This window comes from Hymenobacter sp. YC55, assembly GCF_029433095.1.
Taxonomy (GTDB): Bacteria; Bacteroidota; Bacteroidia; order Cytophagales; family Hymenobacteraceae; genus Hymenobacter.
On sequence record NZ_JARNTX010000003.1, the window covers coordinates 247,257 to 264,988 of the forward strand.

The following is a 17,732-nucleotide window of genomic DNA, read 5'->3' on the forward strand; positions in this document are numbered from 1 at the left end:
GTTTGAGAGACTAAGAAGCCCGCGCCTTAAGTCAGGCCACTAAAGCTGTGGGTAGCCCACACTAGACCACTGCAATTTCATACTCCAGTGCTCTTGGTAAGGTCGGCGCTTATTGTCATCCGACGACTATCGTTTCCTCGGTAATAATTCTTTCGGCCTTCGCCACATCAAGGAAGTTCGGGTGGTCAGGGTCAACTTTGGTTCGGAAATTCTCGGAGAGGTATAACGCCTGCAAGTCGTCCAAGCTGTCAAACCAGGCTTCGACGACTGCATCGTAGCTCGGCTCGGGGAAGCCTGGTGCCGGAATGGGATAGGAGACAACGAAGCGGCGGATGTACTGCGCTTCCGGAATCGAAAACAGAAGTGGCGCGTGCACGTCCCGGCGATAGTCTTTGAATTCCTGAAAGCTCATTCCGACGCGGCGCTTCAGCGTGATCAACATTTTAATCATGACATATTTTATGCTCCCGCACTCGCGGGTGTTGTTCAACCAAAAAGAGAATGTTGCGCGCCAGCGATAGCACAACGCCCGTTTTCAGGAGAGGGCGGGCAAGCAGGCTAGCTGGCAACAACCGGGTGGAGGCGAGGATAGACATTCTTCCTGGCCTTCTGGCAAGTGCGTTAAGGAGGCATGTGCTAGCAGGGATGTAGTGTAGGCGCCGCGCAAACGGCGTTTTATATGACCACAAAGGTCGGCCGCTACCTCACCCCTGCGTTACCGGATTCAACGGGATGCTTACCAAATTCAAAGACGCCGAAAAGCGGAGGGCGCGAGGCCGGTTTGCTTTTTAAAAAAGTAATTGAAATGCGCTGGCTCATCGAACCCGAGGCTGTAGCCCACCTCAGCAATATTCCAATTTGTGTGGCGGAGCAGGCCTTTGGCTTCGCTGCTTAGGCGGGCAGCAATGTGGTCGGTGGTCGTTTTGCCGGTTGTGGCGCGCACGCAGTAGTTAAGGTGGTTGACGTGCACGGCCAGCTGCCGGGCAAAGTCGCGGGCCGAGCGCAAGGCAAACCGCCGGGTGGGGGACTCAATGGGAAACTGCCGTTCGAGCAACTCCAAGAACACGCCCGTTAGCCGCGATTTGGCGTCGGGGTGCTGGTAGGCGGTATCAACGGGCCGCAGCTTGAGCGCATAATGGATCAGCTCGGCGGTGTAGTTGCGCAACAAGTCGTACTTGCGCAGGTAATCGGAATGAAGTTCGGTCAGCATTTTCTCGAACAAGGCGCTGACTTCTTCTTCCTGAGAAGCTGTGAGAGGATAGGTTGGCAAGCTTCCGGGGCGAAAGAAAGGCTGCTCGGTGAGGTTTATTCCGGCCCGTCCGCGAAAGAACTCTTCGCGAAAAATGCAAAAAAAGCCGGTCGTCTCATCGGAGAGCAGTTGCCGGGTGTAGGGCACCTGCGGATTGAAAAACAGCAGGGTTGGGCCGGTGGCCTCCAGGCTTTGATTGGCGTAGTGGTAGGCACTGTGGCCACGGCGCAGGAGGGCGATTTTATAGAAGTCCCGGCGGCTAAACTGCACCGGCTCCGTGCTCAGCGTTAGCGACTCTTCCAGCCGAAACACGTTAACCTGCCCAAGGTCGGTTGGGCGGGTGTCCGGGGCTTTCTGGAATTGGTGCTGATAAAATTCGAATAGGCTTTCCAGCTTTGGCATAAAGCAAAAGTATAGAACACACTTTTACTCTTTTGTGGTTGATGGTCTGGTTAAGTTGCTTGTCTTCCGAAGTATAGCCGCTAAGCAAGCGCGCTGTGCTATGAGTGGCGCGCGGGTAATAATGCTTACTGTTTACAATTTCCAGCTAGTCAGCTTAACGAAGAGCCGAGGATTGTGGAGATAGTAGACCGAACCAGCAGCTGGGTCACTAAATGCAAACAACCTTGCAAGCCCGACCAACAATGCTTGCCACTTAGTTGGAACAGCGCGGCCATAGCTGGACAGGCAAGGGAGCGTAATGCTTAAAAGGATGCAACGAGTTTTCCTAAGTGCCGCACGGTTTCCTCCCCGTAGCCATGGGCCCGCAACTCATTAAACACAGCAGCAGAAAGTATTATTTCCCCAATCAGAAACTTGTTTTCTTCTGTGGTTTGCTCGGAAGCCAACGTCAAATTCGTCCACCCAGAAAGACGGCATCCGGGATGAGCGGTGCGCTGGAGCATGGCGTTCAGGTTTTGAATGGCTTTGTGATAATGACTGATTAAGTGCTCCAGCATCAGGGCTAGCGTTGAACGCTGATCTTCTGCGGGCAGCGGTTGTTGCTGATTCAATGCGTACAACAACCGGAATGCTTCGCGCATCTGCTCCAGCGACCACCATGCCGAGGACCAAAGCTGATTGGTTACTCGGCCCTCCGTGTACCAAGTGCCTACCACTTCACAGAAGGGGCGCACCGAGAGAATGGTGGAACCGGCGTAGCCAGTGTACGCCCAAACGGTGGAAGCGTCTAGGGGCTTGTCGGCTATTAGACCAGGCCACTGGCAGCGGTGCCGCTCACTCTGTAGACGTGCCAACCAAGCCTCGGCCTGCGCGGGATTGTTGGGGACGGGCAGTAGCTGCAGTGCAATTAGGCTATACTGCGCGAAAATCAAGGACGCGTGGGTTTGCTGTTGCTTGTCCGCCGTGCGGGCCAACTGATCCAGCCCGTCCATCAACCCGGCCAACACGGTGTGGCGCATCGTTCGCCGGTCTGTAGGTGACCCCGGGAGTTGATCGAGGGTGGCGCGCACAATTCGCATGGTCGCCCGCCGCGCATAGATGTCCTCGAGACGGTGAGGAGCCCCGTAAATTTCGGCAAACAGCGTCAGAAGCCCCCCAAGGGGGTAGGGTTGCCCATCCAAGCGCTCACGCAGCCGCTGCTGCGGGCGGTAGCTGCCTAGCAGCCGGGGCAAGAGCCCACTCCATTCCGGCTCGTGCAAGTCGCCCCGGATCAGAGCCGCCAAGATCTGAGGCAGCTCACGCGTGGGCTCACAAGTGGCCACCTGCTTCAGCCAAGAAGTTAAATCAAGTTGGGCCGCGAACAGCGTTAACGAAGCCAGCAGCAGATCCCAGTCGGCGGGTGTGGTAACAGGTGCGGCAGGCGCGGTAAACACGAGTCGCGGCTCCGACCCATCGAACCCGAGCGAACTGCCGTAAGCGGCGAGCACAGGTTCTACATCGAAGAGTTGGGGCCGGGGTGGGGGAACAACCGGCACCGGTTCGGGAAACAGCTGGGCCACTAGGCGCTGCGTAAAGCCGGGGTATCGGGGCTCAAGAACTTGGTAGGCTTTGTGGGCGTAGCCGGCCACTAGAACGCGCAGAGGTTCCCCACGCAGGTCAGCGAACTGACCAGCCGCTAACTCCGGGGCAAAGGCCTCGAACTCGAGGTGCTCCGCATCACAGATCATCCAGTTACCTAGATGGTAGTTCATCCTGATATCGTTCAGGAAGCCTGGGTGCACTAGCACCCGTACCCAATTGGTAACGGCTAATAGCTCGCCGGCAAGGAACCCGGTGTCCAGATCGGAAGGAATGTCGAGTTCCCCGAGAGTAGGACGGGGGGAAACGTCGCCGATTGGTTCTGTAGGAACTTCGCCTCTTTCTTTGGCAGCCGGTTGCTGTCGGTACAGGCGAGGGCCCTGCGCGTAGTGTTTCTCACTTAGGGAAAGCTCGACAGCAGAGCCTTCTTCTTCAACGGTTCCGACTAGGTTTACCTGCCGGCCGCCGTCGCTATCAACCGTAATTTGAGATACGGAAACAACGGAAAATTTACAGACGCCTCTTAGTGAATCGTCGGTCTGCAGTAGCTTCTCGCCGGGCCGAAGTTGGCTTACTTGCTCGAATGTGAGCTGTTTACCGCTTCCTCTCTGCATCATAGCTGTTCGTGTATAGACTTTAGGGCCTTCTCCTAACGAGCAGAGTAGTCATATTTCCACCTGTTTCACCCGGCTATCTGCTAGTACCTGAAGGAACATAAGCACCCTAAGCAGTGGGGAATTGCAAGAAAGCAACCCTCCCAAGGTTCACTTTCCAGTGCGGACAAGCATCCGTGGCAGCACTGAATTCATCTGCGAGTATTTAGGAAGGCGAACATGCCAGGCGCCCTCACTCTTGCGGTTTTAGTTATGTCGCAGGTCCTTGTAGTGATTTGGCGAAAGTGGAAAGCCGCTTTTGTCAGGCGGTTAAGGACCGGTTATGCACTCAACCGTTGTCGGTTACCTCCCGAATGCTTACCCGTTGGTAACAATTTCTTCACGGGGCTTGCGTGGCGTCTATTGTTCCGGTTACGTTGGAGAAGCTACTGCTTGTTTCCTTGGGTGGTTGTCGTGTATGGGCTCTTCTATTCTTTCCATTAGCTTGCTGGCAGTTAGCGGGTTAGTGCTATTTCTGTACGCCGTGAGTCGGCTCGCCTTGGCGTTGCGCCAGGTGGCCGGCGACCGGGTAAAGAACGTGCTGGACCGCTTCACCAAAACCGTCCCGCTGGCCATCCTTACCGGCACGGTGGTTACCACCCTGCTGGATTCTTCCTCGGTGGTCATCATTCTGGCTATTGCGCTGGTTAGTGCCGGGGCGCTGCCGTTTCGCAACTCGCTAGGCGTGGTACTAGGAGCCAATATCGGCACCACAATTTCCAGCCAGCTGTTCGCCTTCGATCTGGGGCAGTACGCGGTGGTAGCCATGCTGCCGGGGTTGCTGTTGTTGTCGCTCAGCAAAAAGCGCCGGGGCCGTACGATCGGGCGGGCTCTGTTTTGTTTCGGTTTGCTGTTTTTTAGCTTGTTTCTGATTGGGGAGGCCGCCGCTCCGCTCAAAGACTACAAAGGCGTGCAGGACTGGCTGCTGAAGCTGGAAAACCCGGTGCGTGGCGCCGGCGCCGGTGCCCTGCTGACGTTGTTGATTCAGTCGTCGTCGGCCACTTTGGGAATGGTTATCAAGCTGGCGGACAAGGGGCTGCTCTCGCTGCCCGCTGGCATTGCCGTGATGCTAGGCGCCGAGCTGGGCACCTGCTCGGATACGCTGCTGGCAACTGTGGGCCGGGGGCGGCCAGCGCTTCGCACGGGCCTGTTTCACCTTGGCTTCAACGTGCTGTCCATCACGCTGGGTCTGCTGCTCATTAGTCCTTTTACGGCGCTGGTGCTGCGCCTGGCCGGCCACGCCGATGTAGCCCGCCAGATTGCCCACGCCCACGTGCTGTTCAACGTGGCGGGGGTGCTGCTATTTGCCCCGCTGCTGCCGCTGTGCCAGCGCCTGCTCGAAGCCTGGCTGCCCGACCAGCCGCAAACTGCCCCGGCACTAAAGCCCCAACTAACTTGAATTGGATTGAGCAGATGCATGATTCACTTGCGTTTGCCGCTGGCCAGTAACGCCATTTTTCCGTCGCTGCTGCTCACCAGCACGCCGCGCCGGCCCAATACGCGCGGCGTATTAACCATGTCGGAGCCTAACGCATAGACCCACCGCACTCGTTGAGTAGGTAAGTCTACGGCGTATACTTTGCCGAAGGTGGTGCCGAAAAAAGCCAGCTTGCCCATGAACACCGGCATAGAGGCGGAAAAATCTTCCCCGAATCCGGCATCGAGTTGCAGATAGGGCTGGGGCAGCTGGCCGGGTCTGGTTTGCCAGGCCACCACACTGTCGCGCATGGTTTTACTTAAAAGGATTTTGCCCGATAAGTCGCCGCCCAATGATTCGCGCACCCGCCAGCGCTGGTCTTCCACTACGGGCTGCCCGGTGTGCAGCGCCAAGCCGTGCAGCTTTTCGTCGGGCGCCACCACGTACACCACGCCGTGCTGCACCACGGGCGTGCACATGGCCGGCGAGTAGTAGACGCTGCGCTGGTCGTTGCGCCACTGCCAGGCCAGGGTGCCGTCGGCGGCGTTGAGGGCGTAAAGCGTTTGGCCCCAAGTTCCGAACACCACCTTGCCCTCGGCCAGGGTCGGCGTGCCGGGCGGAAACCCCGCCAGATGGGTGTACGCCCACCGCACTCGGCCCGTAGCCAAGTCCAGGGCTCGGAACGTACGGTCACTGCTGCCAATGTATACCACCCCCCGTTCGATGAGCGGGGAGGCCAGTACCGGGCCCCCGGTTTTCACTTGCCACAAAACGCGCCCGGTGCGGGTGTGCAGGCAGTAGATGCTGCTATCGGCCGAGCCGAATACCACGCGGCGGCCAGCTACGGCGGGTGAGGAGTAAAGCGGTTGGCGGCTGCGGAAGGTCCATTTCACTCGCCCATCACGCAGCGCCAAAGCCTGGAACTCACCGAGCAAATCACCCACCAGCGCCGTGTGGCGCCACAGGGCTGGCGTCGCTACGATGTTGCCGCGGCCTTGCTGCTGCCAAACAACTTGGCCGGCCGGGTAGGGGGTGGCTGTCGGAAGGGTTTTGGCAACCAGCGTATCAACAACGGGCGGACGGCCAGCTGCCAACCGCGCCCAGGGGGCGGTGGCCGGCTGGCCGGGGCGCACCATCCGCAACGCCACCGAATCAGCGCTGACGGTGACCGTGGTGTAAGCCACGGTGCCTTCGCGGCGTTGGGCGGTGCGGGTCATGATGCCGGGTAGTCCGCCGAAGTTGAACACCTGGTTGACGTGGCCGTGGCCGCAGAAAACGGATTGGGTCCGGAACCGGTGCAGGGCGCTGATAACGGCGGCCGAGTTGCTTAGCTGGTCGTTGAGAGGATAATGAGTGAAAAAGAGCACCGGCTGGGTGGCCGGGGTTGCGCGGGCCAAACTGTCGAGCCACCGCAGCTGCTCTTGCGGCACGTAGCCGCGGCTCATGCGGCCGTAGGGTCCCGTACTCACGCCCACGCACCGCACGCCCTGGATATCGGCCACAAATTTCTGGTCGCGCCAAAGCTTGCTGAATTGCAGACCTCCGCTTTCCGACCAGCCCGTGTCGTGGTTGCCCGGTAGGCAGTAATACGGTTTGTTTAGTTGGTCGAGCAACTGCTTGGCTTGCTGTAGTTGCGGGGTGGTGCCGAAGTCGGTTACGTCGCCCGTCACCACCACGAAGGATAGGTGAGGATTGCGGTTGATGTCGGCCACGATGGTAGACAGGCCGGTGTCGTTGCCGGGCTTGCCGATGTGGGTGTCGGTAATAAGGGCGAAACGCAGGGTGTCGAACCGGGTTGGTTGACCTGCCACCGCCCACGGAAGCAGCCCGGCAACCACGAGGGCCAGAAATAAACGCAGGCGTACCATAGTCAACGGTCATAAAAAGACGGGCCCCGACTGCCAGGAACCCGTCTTCAGAGTAAATATTAAAATCAGTCAGTCCCGAATCCTGTGAGGTGCTAGTTGGTGGTTACGCTCAACTCGGCCACCACGGGGCGGTGGTCGGAGGCGTAAGTTTCGGCTACCACCTGGTGGCTTACCACCCGGAAACGGTCGGTGGGCGCGAAGGTGATAAAGTCAATGGCCTTGGTGGGCGTTACCACCGGAATAGTGGGCGCGCAGGGCTGGCAGGTGCGCTTGAAACGGCTATCGAGCTGCTGCACCACCGGCGAATCCGCCTCGGCATTGAAGTCGCCCGCTAGCAGGAAGGGCAACGTTTCGGTGGCAGCCAGCCGCACAATTTCGGCGGCTTGCAACTGGCGGTTTACATCGGGGCGCTGGGCGTCGAGGTGGGTGCAGCCGAGGCGCACCTGCTGGCCCGAAGGCAGCGTGATGGTGGCCACGGCCAATATACGCGGCTCGCCGTTGGTGCCAGCCTGGGTGGGCAGGCGGTGCACCAGCGTGTCGCGCAGCGGGTAGCGCGAGAGCAGGGCCACGCCGTAGGCGCCACCGTCGTGAGGAATGGCCCGGCCGAAGTAGCCGTGCATTTGCAGCTGGGTTGCTAGCTCGCGGGCTTGGTGCAAGTCGGCGCCCGAGCGGCCGGTGTACACGTCGATTTCCTGGAGCATCACCACGTCGGGGCGCTGCTCTCGAATGGTGCGCACGATGGCCGGCACGTCGATTACGCCGGGCCGGCTAGGCGGGCTGCAATGGTGCACGTTGTAGCTCATCACCCGGAGCGTGGTAGCTGGGGCGGCAGGAGTGGCCTCGCTGGTAGCCGGCGCCGGGTCGGCGGGTTTGGCGGTGCTGCACGCCAGCAGCAAAGGCAGCAGAAAAAAGCAGTAGTTCATAGCAGTAGGTTACCAGCCAGGATTCTGGCCGAGGTTGAAGTTGCGCTCTAGTTGCACCAGCGGAACCGGCCAGAGGTAGTTGCGCGCCGGTGCAAACGAGCGGTTGCGGTACACCAGCAGAAAGCCGTTGGCATCGGTGGGCAGCCCGGCCACGTCGGCGGGGGCGTACGCCCAGGATTTCTTCATGCCCTTCACGTCCTCGGCCAGCAAGCTGCCTTGCTGCCAGCGCAGTATATCGAAGTAGCGCTGCCCTTCCAGGGCCAGCTCCACCCGCCGCTCGCGCCGGATTTCGGTGCGCACATCCAAGTTGCGGCTGGCTAGCTCGGTCAGCACCATGGTGCGCATGCCCACGCGCTGGCGCAGGCGGTTGATGGTTAAATCCACATCGGCCTGCGTGAGCTTGCCTTGCTCGAAACGGGATTCGGCGTACGTAAGCAGCACTTCCGCCAGCCGAATCAGGTGAATGTCGTTGGCGTCGCGGCTGACCTGGGCCACCGTGCTTGGCTCCACGTACTTGGTGAAGTAGTAGCCGGTGATGGTCACGGAGCCGCGCCGGTCGGAGCGAAACTTGGGCGTGGTATAAATGGCCGGGTTGGTGTTGGTCGGGTTGCCGTCGAAGCGCCCGCCCCAGGCGGCGCCGGGCTGCAACACCGTTTGCACCAGCCGCGGGTCGCGGTTCAAAAACACGTCGGCGTAGCTGTTGTCGCGGTAGAGCGGCGACTGGCTGATGGGCAACCCGTCGGTGCACAGGTAGCTGTCCACCAACGACTTGGTGGGGTTCCAGCGGGCGTTTTGGTCGGGCACCTGAATCTCGCGACTCAGGTTGTGCATCGATATATCGGCCAGGTGCGGGCGGGCCAGAATGGTTTCGCGGTTGGTGCCGCCGGCTAGCTTGCCGGCGTAAGTGAACAGGTTGCGGTAGGCGTTGGTGGTTCCGCCGGTGGTGTAGAGCTGATACACGTTCAGGTCCATCACGGCTTTGGCGGCCGCTTCGGCCACGTCGTAGCGCTTTTCCTGCAAGGCAATCCGGGCTTTGAGGGCCAGCGCCGCGCCCTTGCTGATGCGGCCCAGGTTGGTGCCCGTCGGAATGGCAGCGGGCAGGTTGGCAGCCGCTTCGTCTAGCTCTTGCAGCATGAAGTTGACCACTTCGGCGCGCGGGGTGCGGGTGCCGTACACGGCCGGGTCGCTTATTTCCAGCGGCGCAGTTATTAGCTGCACGTCCCCGAAAAACGCGGTGAGGTAGCTGTACAGGTAGGCCCGGATTACGCGCACCTCGGCGGCCAGGGCTTCCTTGCGGGCGGGGTCGGCCACCTGCGCGCGCTGGTAGTTGGCCAGAAACGCGTTGCAGCGCCGAATGCCGTCGTAGTCCGTCGTCCACTCGGTGTTGATTTCGCTTACGTCGTTGCTAAAATTGCCGCTAGCAATGCGTTGGTAGCCAGTCACGGACGGCCAGAGCGTGTTGTCGCCCAGGTTTTCCATGTCCACGGTGTTTTTGGCTTTCAAAAAAGCATAGCAGCCGTTGGCGGCCAGCCGCAGTTGGTCTTCGTTTTCCCAGAAGGTTTCATCTACCAGCGCTTCCAGGGGCACGCGGTCCAGGTAGTCTTTTTCGCACGCGCTGGTAAGCAGCGTTAGCCCCAGCAGGCCGCAGAAAAGGGAACGTTTCATCTTATGCTTGTTGATTGCGGATGGGTGATAGTTGAGGGATAGTTGTTGGGTGCTGATTCGTAGCAATTGCTTGGTATGGACTGGTATAGTTTTTCACAGCCAACCATCGGCAATCAACCCGCAACACCTATCCGTCAACTCTATTTCAGCGTGACGTTGAGGCCGAAGACCACGGTTTTAACCTGCGGGTAGAAGCCGCCCCGGCTCACCGGCGACTCGGGGTCGTAGGCGTAAAAGAAATCCGAGCGGGTCCAGAGGTTGTCGGCCGAGGCGTAGAGGCGCAGGCGGCTCAGGCGCACCCGCTCGGTGAGCGTAGCGGGCAGGGTGTAGCCGAGCTGCACGTTTTTGAGGCGCAAATAGCTGGCGTCTTCCAGCCAGTACGTGGACAGGCGCTGGTTGTGGTTTTGCTGGTAGGTGAGGCGCGGGTAGCTGCCGCCGGTGTTGTCGGGCGTCCAGCGGTCCAGGTGAATTTGCTGCGGCAAACTGCCCTCACTGATGTAGGCGTGGCGGGCGGCCCCTTCAATGTAGCCGTTCACTTCGCCCACGCCCTGCAAAAACACGGCGGCATCGAAGCCGTGCCAGCCCACGTTGGCGCGCAGGCCGTAGGTGTAGCGCGGAATGGCGCTGCCAATCACCTTGCGGTCCTGGTCCAGCGAAATCACGCCGTCGCCATTCAAATCCTTGTAAATCAGGTCGCCGGGCTGCACCGGGTCGCCAGCAATGATGGGGAAGTTGGGCGTGTAGCGGTTGGCCGCATCCACGCTGAAGTCGGCGACCTGCGCAATCCGGTCGGCTACCAGCCCGTAGAAGGCGTCAATCGGCTCGCCAAGAAAGCGCACTCGGTCGCCGAAGGTAGGGGGCACGCCGCCCAGGCTGACCACCTGGTTGCGCACGTCGCTCAGGTTGGCGCTTAGCCCGTACGTGAAAGCACCCGCTTGGTCTTTCCAGTCGGCCTGCAATTCCCAGCCTTTGTTTTCCACTTTGCCAGCGTTTTGCGAGGGCTCGGTGGCGCCCAGCACGTCGGGCAGCGTCACGCGCAGCAGAATGTCGTTGGTGCGGTTGACGAAATAGTCGCCGCTGAGCGTGAGCCGGTTCTGCAGCAATTGAAAATCCACCCCCACGTTGGCTTTGCGCACCGATTCCCAGGTCAGGCGCCGGTTGGGCAATTCGGTTTGGGCGTAGCCTAGCGTCTGTTGGTTGCCAATGGGCATGGTGCCCACCGGCCCAATGGTGGCTTGGTACGGGTAGTTGTCACCCACCTGGTCGTTGCCCTGGGTGCCGTACGAGGCTCGTATCTTGGCCACGGGCACCACGCCGCGCAGGCCATCGAAAAAACTTTCCTCCGAGAAAATCCAGCCCACCGAACCCGAGCCGAACAGGTTCCAGCGCACATCGCGCGAGAACCGCGACGACCCATCGTAGCGGAAGTTGCCTTCCAGCAAGTAGCGGTTATTGAACACGTAGTTTGCCCGCCCAAACACCGATCGCAGGGCGTTTTCGGTGGCGCTGCCGTTGTTGAGTTGGTTTTCGGTGCCCAGGTTGATGGCCCCCACGTCCTGGGTCGGCAACGACTGGCGGGAGGCCGAAAAGTCTTCGTAGTGCGTAGCTTCTTGCGAGGCGGCCAGCAACAACTTCACCTCGTGCTTTTCGGCGAAGCGCTTCTCGTACTCCGCCATTCCGATAAAGGTCTGGTAGGTGTTGAGGTAGTTGCGGGCGTCGAGGGTGTTCTTGGCGTTGGTCTGGTAGATCAGCGAATTATCGAGCGGGCTGTAGTAGTTGATGGTTTTCGAGAAGATGGTGCGCTTGGAATTGTAGCTCACCAGCCCGTACTGCCCGCGCAGCCGAAATCCGTCGAACAAGCGCAGCGTGCCGCTTATATTGGCCGTTACTTCCTGCGAGCGAAAGTCGTTGGTGCCCCCGTCGGTGGTGACGGCTACCGGGTTGCGCTGGCCCCCGATGTAGCCCCAGCCGCCGGTGGTGAAGCGCACCGGTACCAGCGGCAGAATCTGTAAGGCCGCGTACAAGGGGCCGGAATCCCCTAGGTTCGAGGTTACGCTTTCCGACGAGCCCTGGTAGTCGCGGTTGATGTAGCCGAGGTTGGCGTCCAGGTCGAGGCGGTCGGCGAGGGTGGTGCTCAGGCGCAGGCGGGCGTTGTTGCGGCGCGACTGGTAGTTGTCGCCCGTAATGAGGCCACCTTCGCGCAAATGGCCGTAGGAAAGGTAGTAGGTCAGGTTTTTGGCCCCGCCGTTCAAGCTCACGTTGTGGTTTTGCTGCGTGCCGTGCTTCTTGTATATCTCGTCGATCCAGTTGGTGTTGGCGAAATAGTTGGGGTCGGCGCCGGTGCGAGCCGTTTCAATTTCGGCGTCGGTGTAGGTGGGCACCCGCCCCACGTTGCGCTGCGACTCGTTGAGCAGCTGCATGTAATCGACCGAGCCGAGCACCTTGGGCAGGGCGGTGGGCGTTTGGAAGCCGAAATAGTTGCTGTAGGTGAGAGAAGGCGCGGCGCCTTCCTTGCCTTTCTTGGTCGTTACCACAATTACGCCGTTGGCCCCGCGCACCCCGTAAATCGACGACGAAGCTGCGTCCTTAAGCACCGATATGGTTTCGATGTCGTTGGGGTTCAAGATGTTCAGGTCGCCGCCCGGCACGCCGTCAATCACTACCAGTGGGTTGGAGTTGCCGAGCGTGCCCACGCCCCGCACCCGAATGGTGCCGCCGTTCTGGCCCGGCAACCCCGTGGAGTTGATAACCGTGACGCCCGGCATCAGGCCCTGCAGGGCCGCCGTGGGGTTGGTGATGGGGCGGCTTTCCAGGTCGGCGGCCGCAATAGAGCTGACGGCCCCGGTTAGGTTCACTTTTTTCTGGGTGCCGTAGCCAACCACCACTACTTCGTCGAGGCTTTTGGTATCGGCCACCAGCCGCACGGCAATGGTGGTTTTGCCGTCCAGAGGCACTTCCTGGCTGAGGTAGCCCACAAACGAGTAGACCAGCGTGGTAGCGCCCTCGGGTACGGAAAGTTGGTAGCGGCCTTCGGCATCCGTCACGGTACCCACGCTGGTGCCTTTCACGACTACGTTCACGCCCGGCAGGCCGCCACCGGTCTGCGCATCAAGTACGGTGCCCTGCACGGTGGCCGCGCGCGAAGCCTCGGCGGGTTTAACTGGCGCGGGCTCGATGATAATGCGCTCGGCCACGAGGCGGTACTGGAGCTGTAGCGGGCGCAACACCCGCAGCAGCACGTCGTCGAGGTCTTCGTTGGTGGCTTGCACGCTGATTTTGCGGTCCAGCGGCAGGGTATTGGCGTAAGCAAACGGCACGTTCGCTTGGGCGCTGAGCTTTTGGAGCACCTGGCGCAGCGTTTTCTGCTTGAGCTGCAAGCTAACCTTCTGCTGCAGATTCACTTGGGCCTGGCCGGGCGGGGTCCAGGCCGCGAGCGTGAGGGTGAGCAAGCCCAGGTAGCCGGGGCGCAAGAGTGCCCGCCCGGCCGCTCCGGGCAGCGAGTAAAGCGTTTTCAACATACATTTAAGCGGTTTAAGTTGAAATTCCGCGGGGCTATGTCCAGTAGCCACCGAGGCAAACCAGGAGCCGGGGTGTTTGCAGCACTTCCGGCTCTTTTAATTGAAGCGTGAGGGGTAGCAGTAACTGCACAGGGCGCGGGGCGTTAGCAGCCCGGCCCCGTCAGGATGATGTGCTGTTGTTGTTGGGTATAGGTGCTGCCCGTCAGGGCGGAAAGTACTTCCAGGACCTGCGCCAACGATTCCTGCCCGAATTCCACGGTCAGGCGGCAGTGTTGCAGTTGCGCATTATTGAGGGTGATGTGCACTCCGTAGCGCAAGGCCAACTTATCGGCGATGGTGGGCAGCGGCGCCTGATCGAAACTCAGCTTGCCTTGCTGCCAGGCCAAACTTAGGCGCGGATTGGGGGCCAACTCCCGGCTGAGCGTGGCGGTGGCGGGCGTCAGCACCGCTTGTTGCGCGGGTTGCAGCGTTACGGCCCGTTGGCTTGCCGAGTCCGTTACCACCACGCGGCCGGTTAGCACGGTCACTTCCAGCTGTTGCGCCTGCGGGTAGGCATACACGTTGAAGCTGGTGCCAACCACCCGCGTTTGCAGCCGCCCGCTGTGTATCAAGAAGGGATGCGCCGGGTCTTTGGCCACCTCGAAGTACGCCTCGCCACGGAGGTACACTTCGCGCGCCGGCCCCCCGAAAGCCACGGGATACGAGAGGTAGCTGTTGCGGTTGAGATGCACCACGCTACCGTCCGGCAAAGTCAGCCGGGTGGTTTGGTTGGGGCCGGTTTGCTGCTGCCGGTAAGCCACCGCTGGCGACCAAGCGCCTGGCAGCAGCAGGTACACGCCCACGCTTATAAGCAGCGCCACCGAGGCGGCCACTGCCAGCCGCCAGCGGCGGGGCGCGGCGGGTTGGTCCTGGGTTGGTAACGCGTCCAAACGGGCTTCCAACGCGGCAACCGTTTCCGGGGGTGGGGCGGCCGTTAGCTGGTAACGTTGCAGCTCGGCGTAACGGTCGAGGGCGGCCTGCACCTGCTCGGGGGGCGCTTGCAGCAGCCACTGCCGAAATGCCTGGTGCTCCGATTCGGCGTACTGGCCGGCAGCATAGCGTTCAAGAAAATCGTGGTAGTTCTCCGCGTCCATAGAGCTGATTTCGCCCTTAAGACGAACAACTCCGGCCCGCGGCCCCCTGGTCACAAAAACGTAACAAACCGCTCGAATGCCTGCCCTGCGGGCCCTACGACTACCAACTAGCCACCGATGCTTTGCAACACAAGCCACAGCACGCCTACCGGAACGCTGGCCTGGCTGGTGGGGAGCAACCGTTTTTTCATGAACTCCAGGGCTGCATACAGCTGCTTCTTCACCACCGACTTGGAAATAGTGAGCTGTGTTGCAATTTCATCCAACGACAACTCTTCCTGGGTGCGCAACAGAAAAATCTCGCGTCGCTTGACCGGAAGCTGGCTAATGAGCGCCTGGGCTTGCTCTTGGTATTGCTGGCTGATTAGCTCGCTGTCGGCGGAGCTTGCCGGGGAAGGAGCGGCGGCGTGTAGTTCCGCGTACGCGCTGGCTTGGCGCTGCTGGCGCCGAACCTCGTCGAAAACCAAGTTTTTAGCTGCGCGGTACAGGTAGGCCCGCAAGTGCGTGACGCCGGTTAGGTGTTGGCGTCGTTCCCAGAGGCCGATGAATACCTGTTGGGTTAGCTCCTGTGCTAGTTCCTCGGAGTGAGTGAAGAGAAAAATATAGCGCTGTAAGCCCGTCAGGTAGGCGCTGTACAACTCGGTAAATGCGCGTCGGTCACTGGCTGCCACAGCAGCCAGTAGCTGGCTTTCGTCCGGTGTCGGCTTCATGTCCGTAGTTTTTACGAAGGTACATGGCCCGAAATAGTCCAGCTGATTATTTAATTGTTACCAGGTTTATAAAAACAATGTAGCTGTAATACAATTCAGTACTTGCTCACGGTCTAGAGCAGCTAATAGAATGTACTCAACTGGCACCTTCCCACTTTGCTGCCAGAATAAGATACGAGCCGGATACAGTTTTCAGGTACTACCGCTGAGCGCGAATTCCACTTACAAGGGTCGCCAGTAGAGCTAACCGGCTGTGATTTTTAAAGAAAACATAGCACTAAGGTAATAGTAGGGCAATTTGCCAGCGCGTCCTTTGGCTCCTATCAATCTTTTGGCCTCAGCGCATGCACGCAAAACTGTACCCTTTTTTCCGAGTGCTTGGGGGAGTGCTCGTAAGTAGTGCTTTACTAAGCGGCTGCAGTGACGACGATGAGTCGGGCACAATTTCGTATCCGGCGTATGCGGAAGCGAGTACGCCCGCGGTCCTGGCTACCGCGCCCAACGGCACCGTGCTCTACAACGGCGGCTTTGGCTCCTCCCTGGCGCAGGACCCGCACGATCCGAACGTGTTCTACCTGCTCACCGACCGGGGACCGAACGCCGCCGGTACAACTCCCAACTCCATTATTTTCGGGAAAGCCGATTTCACGCCGCAGATCGGCAAGTTCCGGTTGCGGGGCCAGCAACTCGTGCTCGAACAAACCATTTTGCTCCGAAATGCGGCGGGCCAGGTGCTGACGGGTTTACCGAACCCTATTGGCCAGGGCAATACCGGCGAAATCGCGCTGGATTTGAACGGCCAGCTCTTGGCCCCCGACGCCGATGGCATCGATTCCGAAGGCTTGGTGCTGGCCCCGGACGGCACCTTTTGGATCAGCGACGAATACGGCCCGCACCTCGCCCATTTCGACGCCAATGGCCGCACGCTCGAGCGGATCAATCCTTTCGGTAGTGGCACGGGCGGCCGGCGGCTCCCGGCGGTGTTGGCCCGGCGGCGGCCCAACCGCGGCATGGAAGGCCTCACGCTTACGCCCGATGGCAAGACGCTAGTCGGGCTCATGCAGTCCCCGCTCTATAATCCAAGTGCGGCTACCGTTACGGGTTCGACGGTGATTCGAATTCTGACGTTTGACCTAGCCACCGGCGCTACCAAGCAGTACGTGTACTTAATGGAAAACGCGAGTTTGACGGGCTGCAGTGAGATTGTCGCCGTTACCAACACCACGTTCCTGGCCTTGGAGCGCGACGGTTTGTACGGCGGCCACCCCACGGCTCCGGCCACCTTCAAGCGGATCTACCACTTCGACCTGGCAGGGGCAACCGACATTTCGGACCCCACCAATGCGGCCACCGGCAAGTTGTACGGCGGGCTAACAGTGGAGCAATTAAAAGACCGTGCCGGACTGAGCGCTGCCGGTATTGTACCCGTTACCAAAACGTTGGTGCTGGATCTGCTCACGGATATTTCGCCAGTTTATCCGCACGATAAAGCCGAGGGTCTCGCGCTGATCGGCAACGACCGGGTGGCAATTGCCAACGACGACGATTTCGGAGTGCTCGACAACGGGTTGAACGGGTTTGCACCCAAACTTCTGCCCGCAACCAATCAAGTAGATCGAAACCGAATTTACTTTGTGCCGCTGAAAACACCAGTTAGATAAATAGCAGTCGGCCGAACACCAGCGAGGCTTTCTGCTAATCAGCAGAAAGCCTCGCTGGTGTTCGGCTTACCAAGCGGCCCCTGGCCTTAACAGCTGAGGCGGCTTTTTAGCTTGAGGCGCTGATCCGGCCCGAATTCAGTTACTATACCTCACCGCTCTTTTGTTTACGCCCTGCACCCCCAAGTGCGCAACCCAGGCTTTGGGGTTAGGAACAAGGCAGCGAGAGGTGGTCAGCATACGCGTCTAAGCGCGCACTAATCGGCAGCGAGCGAGTCCGCAGCACGGTCGGGCCGCTGGGCTCGTAGTACACTTCCACCAGAAAAGGTGGCAGCGAATAGAGCGCCACCACTTGCGGGCCCAGGTGACGCGCAGCCAAAAACAAGCCGCTGAGCCATACCAGCGGCAGTTGTTTTTTCAAGGGTAACAAGCTAAAAGCAAGCTGAGAAAGGGCCATTGGACAACAAAGCAGCGTGCCAGCCAAGGTTAGTGGCCAGCGGTTGGCCGAGCAAGCGGGAGTGGCGGTGGGAACGTGGCCGCCACGGAGGCGAGCAAGGTGTCGAGCAAGCCTTGCCAGGAAGCGGGCTCGGCGAGCTCACCTTCCGGCACCGTGGCGTACACCTGCTCGATAACCATTACCTGCCGCAGGAGCTGATGCTGCGCCTCGGAAAGCTGATCGGGATATGATTGAAATAAAATCGTTACGGTAGCGCCTAAGAGCGAGCTAAGTTCTTGCTGGGCAGACGGCGAAGCGCCCGACCGGGGCAAGCGCTGCAGTTGCCGCCAGGTGTGGCGCAGCCTATAAGAGAGCATGAAAGACATAAGCAGCTAAGCAGCGAACAACGATTAAGCGCAGATATATATCCCTGCCAAGCATAGCCTTATCCGCAATTGAAATGCAAGCGAGCCGCAGCGTGATGCCTACAGGAGACATGGGCAGGTGCGTTTCCGCTCCGCG

At 60.0% G+C, this 17,732-nt stretch carries 13 protein-coding genes; 2 read left to right on the plus strand and 11 right to left on the minus strand.

Annotated elements, in window-relative coordinates; all coding sequences use genetic code 11:
• Positions 1-115 precede the first annotated feature (115 nt).
• The 3 genes from P1X16_RS21385 to P1X16_RS21395 all read right to left on the minus strand — a co-directional run bounded on the left by P1X16_RS21385 (position 116) and on the right by P1X16_RS21395 (position 3,846).
• A complete protein-coding gene (locus tag P1X16_RS21385; RefSeq protein WP_277233590.1) occupies positions 116-451 on the minus strand; it encodes an EthD domain-containing protein in 336 nt (111 codons plus the stop codon).
• Between the two features lie 294 nt (positions 452-745).
• Positions 746-1,651 (minus strand): helix-turn-helix transcriptional regulator, encoded by a 906-nt coding sequence (locus P1X16_RS21390; RefSeq protein ID WP_277233593.1) that lies wholly within the window; start codon positions 1,649-1,651, stop codon positions 746-748.
• A gap of 302 nt (positions 1,652-1,953) precedes the next feature.
• A complete protein-coding gene (locus P1X16_RS21395) occupies positions 1,954-3,846 on the minus strand; it encodes a hypothetical protein (protein WP_277233595.1) in 1,893 nt (630 codons plus the stop codon).
• A 454-nt stretch (positions 3,847-4,300) separates the two neighbouring features.
• Here P1X16_RS21395 and P1X16_RS21400 point away from each other — a divergent pair, with 454 nt between their 5' ends.
• On the plus strand, positions 4,301-5,281 hold the full coding sequence (locus P1X16_RS21400) for a Na/Pi symporter (protein ID WP_277233598.1): 981 nt from the start codon (positions 4,301-4,303) through the stop codon (positions 5,279-5,281).
• Between the two features lie 23 nt (positions 5,282-5,304).
• Here the strand turns inward: P1X16_RS21400 and P1X16_RS21405 are convergent, their stop codons facing one another.
• The 6 genes from P1X16_RS21405 to P1X16_RS21430 all read right to left on the minus strand — a co-directional run bounded on the left by P1X16_RS21405 (position 5,305) and on the right by P1X16_RS21430 (position 15,116).
• Entirely contained in the window at positions 5,305-7,167 is a 1,863-nt protein-coding gene (locus P1X16_RS21405) for a PQQ-binding-like beta-propeller repeat protein (RefSeq protein WP_277233601.1), read from the minus strand.
• A gap of 92 nt (positions 7,168-7,259) precedes the next feature.
• Positions 7,260-8,090, minus strand: coding sequence for an endonuclease/exonuclease/phosphatase family protein (locus P1X16_RS21410; protein ID WP_277233603.1), 831 nt, complete (start codon positions 8,088-8,090; stop codon positions 7,260-7,262).
• A 9-nt stretch (positions 8,091-8,099) separates the two neighbouring features.
• Positions 8,100-9,755, minus strand: a complete 1,656-nt coding sequence (locus P1X16_RS21415) for a RagB/SusD family nutrient uptake outer membrane protein (protein ID WP_277233606.1) — start codon at positions 9,753-9,755, stop codon at positions 8,100-8,102.
• Positions 9,756-9,895: 140 nt separating this feature from the next.
• On the minus strand, positions 9,896-13,273 hold the full coding sequence (locus P1X16_RS21420) for a TonB-dependent receptor (RefSeq protein ID WP_277233609.1): 3,378 nt from the start codon (positions 13,271-13,273) through the stop codon (positions 9,896-9,898).
• Positions 13,274-13,416: 143 nt separating this feature from the next.
• Complete coding sequence (locus tag P1X16_RS21425) at positions 13,417-14,406, minus strand: FecR family protein (protein WP_277233612.1); 990 nt, start codon at positions 14,404-14,406, stop codon at positions 13,417-13,419.
• A gap of 107 nt (positions 14,407-14,513) precedes the next feature.
• Positions 14,514-15,116, minus strand: coding sequence for a sigma-70 family RNA polymerase sigma factor (locus tag P1X16_RS21430; RefSeq protein WP_277233615.1), 603 nt, complete (start codon positions 15,114-15,116; stop codon positions 14,514-14,516).
• A gap of 344 nt (positions 15,117-15,460) precedes the next feature.
• Here P1X16_RS21430 and P1X16_RS21435 point away from each other — a divergent pair, with 344 nt between their 5' ends.
• Positions 15,461-16,777, plus strand: coding sequence for an esterase-like activity of phytase family protein (locus P1X16_RS21435; RefSeq protein ID WP_277233617.1), 1,317 nt, complete (start codon positions 15,461-15,463; stop codon positions 16,775-16,777).
• Positions 16,778-16,982: 205 nt separating this feature from the next.
• Here the strand turns inward: P1X16_RS21435 and P1X16_RS21440 are convergent, their stop codons facing one another.
• Both P1X16_RS21440 and P1X16_RS21445 read right to left on the minus strand, forming a co-directional pair.
• Positions 16,983-17,195 (minus strand): hypothetical protein, encoded by a 213-nt coding sequence (locus tag P1X16_RS21440; RefSeq protein ID WP_277233621.1) that lies wholly within the window; start codon positions 17,193-17,195, stop codon positions 16,983-16,985.
• 65 nt (positions 17,196-17,260) lie between these two features.
• Positions 17,261-17,596: a hypothetical protein gene (locus tag P1X16_RS21445; protein ID WP_277233624.1), complete on the minus strand. Its 336-nt coding sequence runs from the start codon at positions 17,594-17,596 to the stop codon at positions 17,261-17,263.
• Positions 17,597-17,732: the final 136 nt, after the last annotated feature.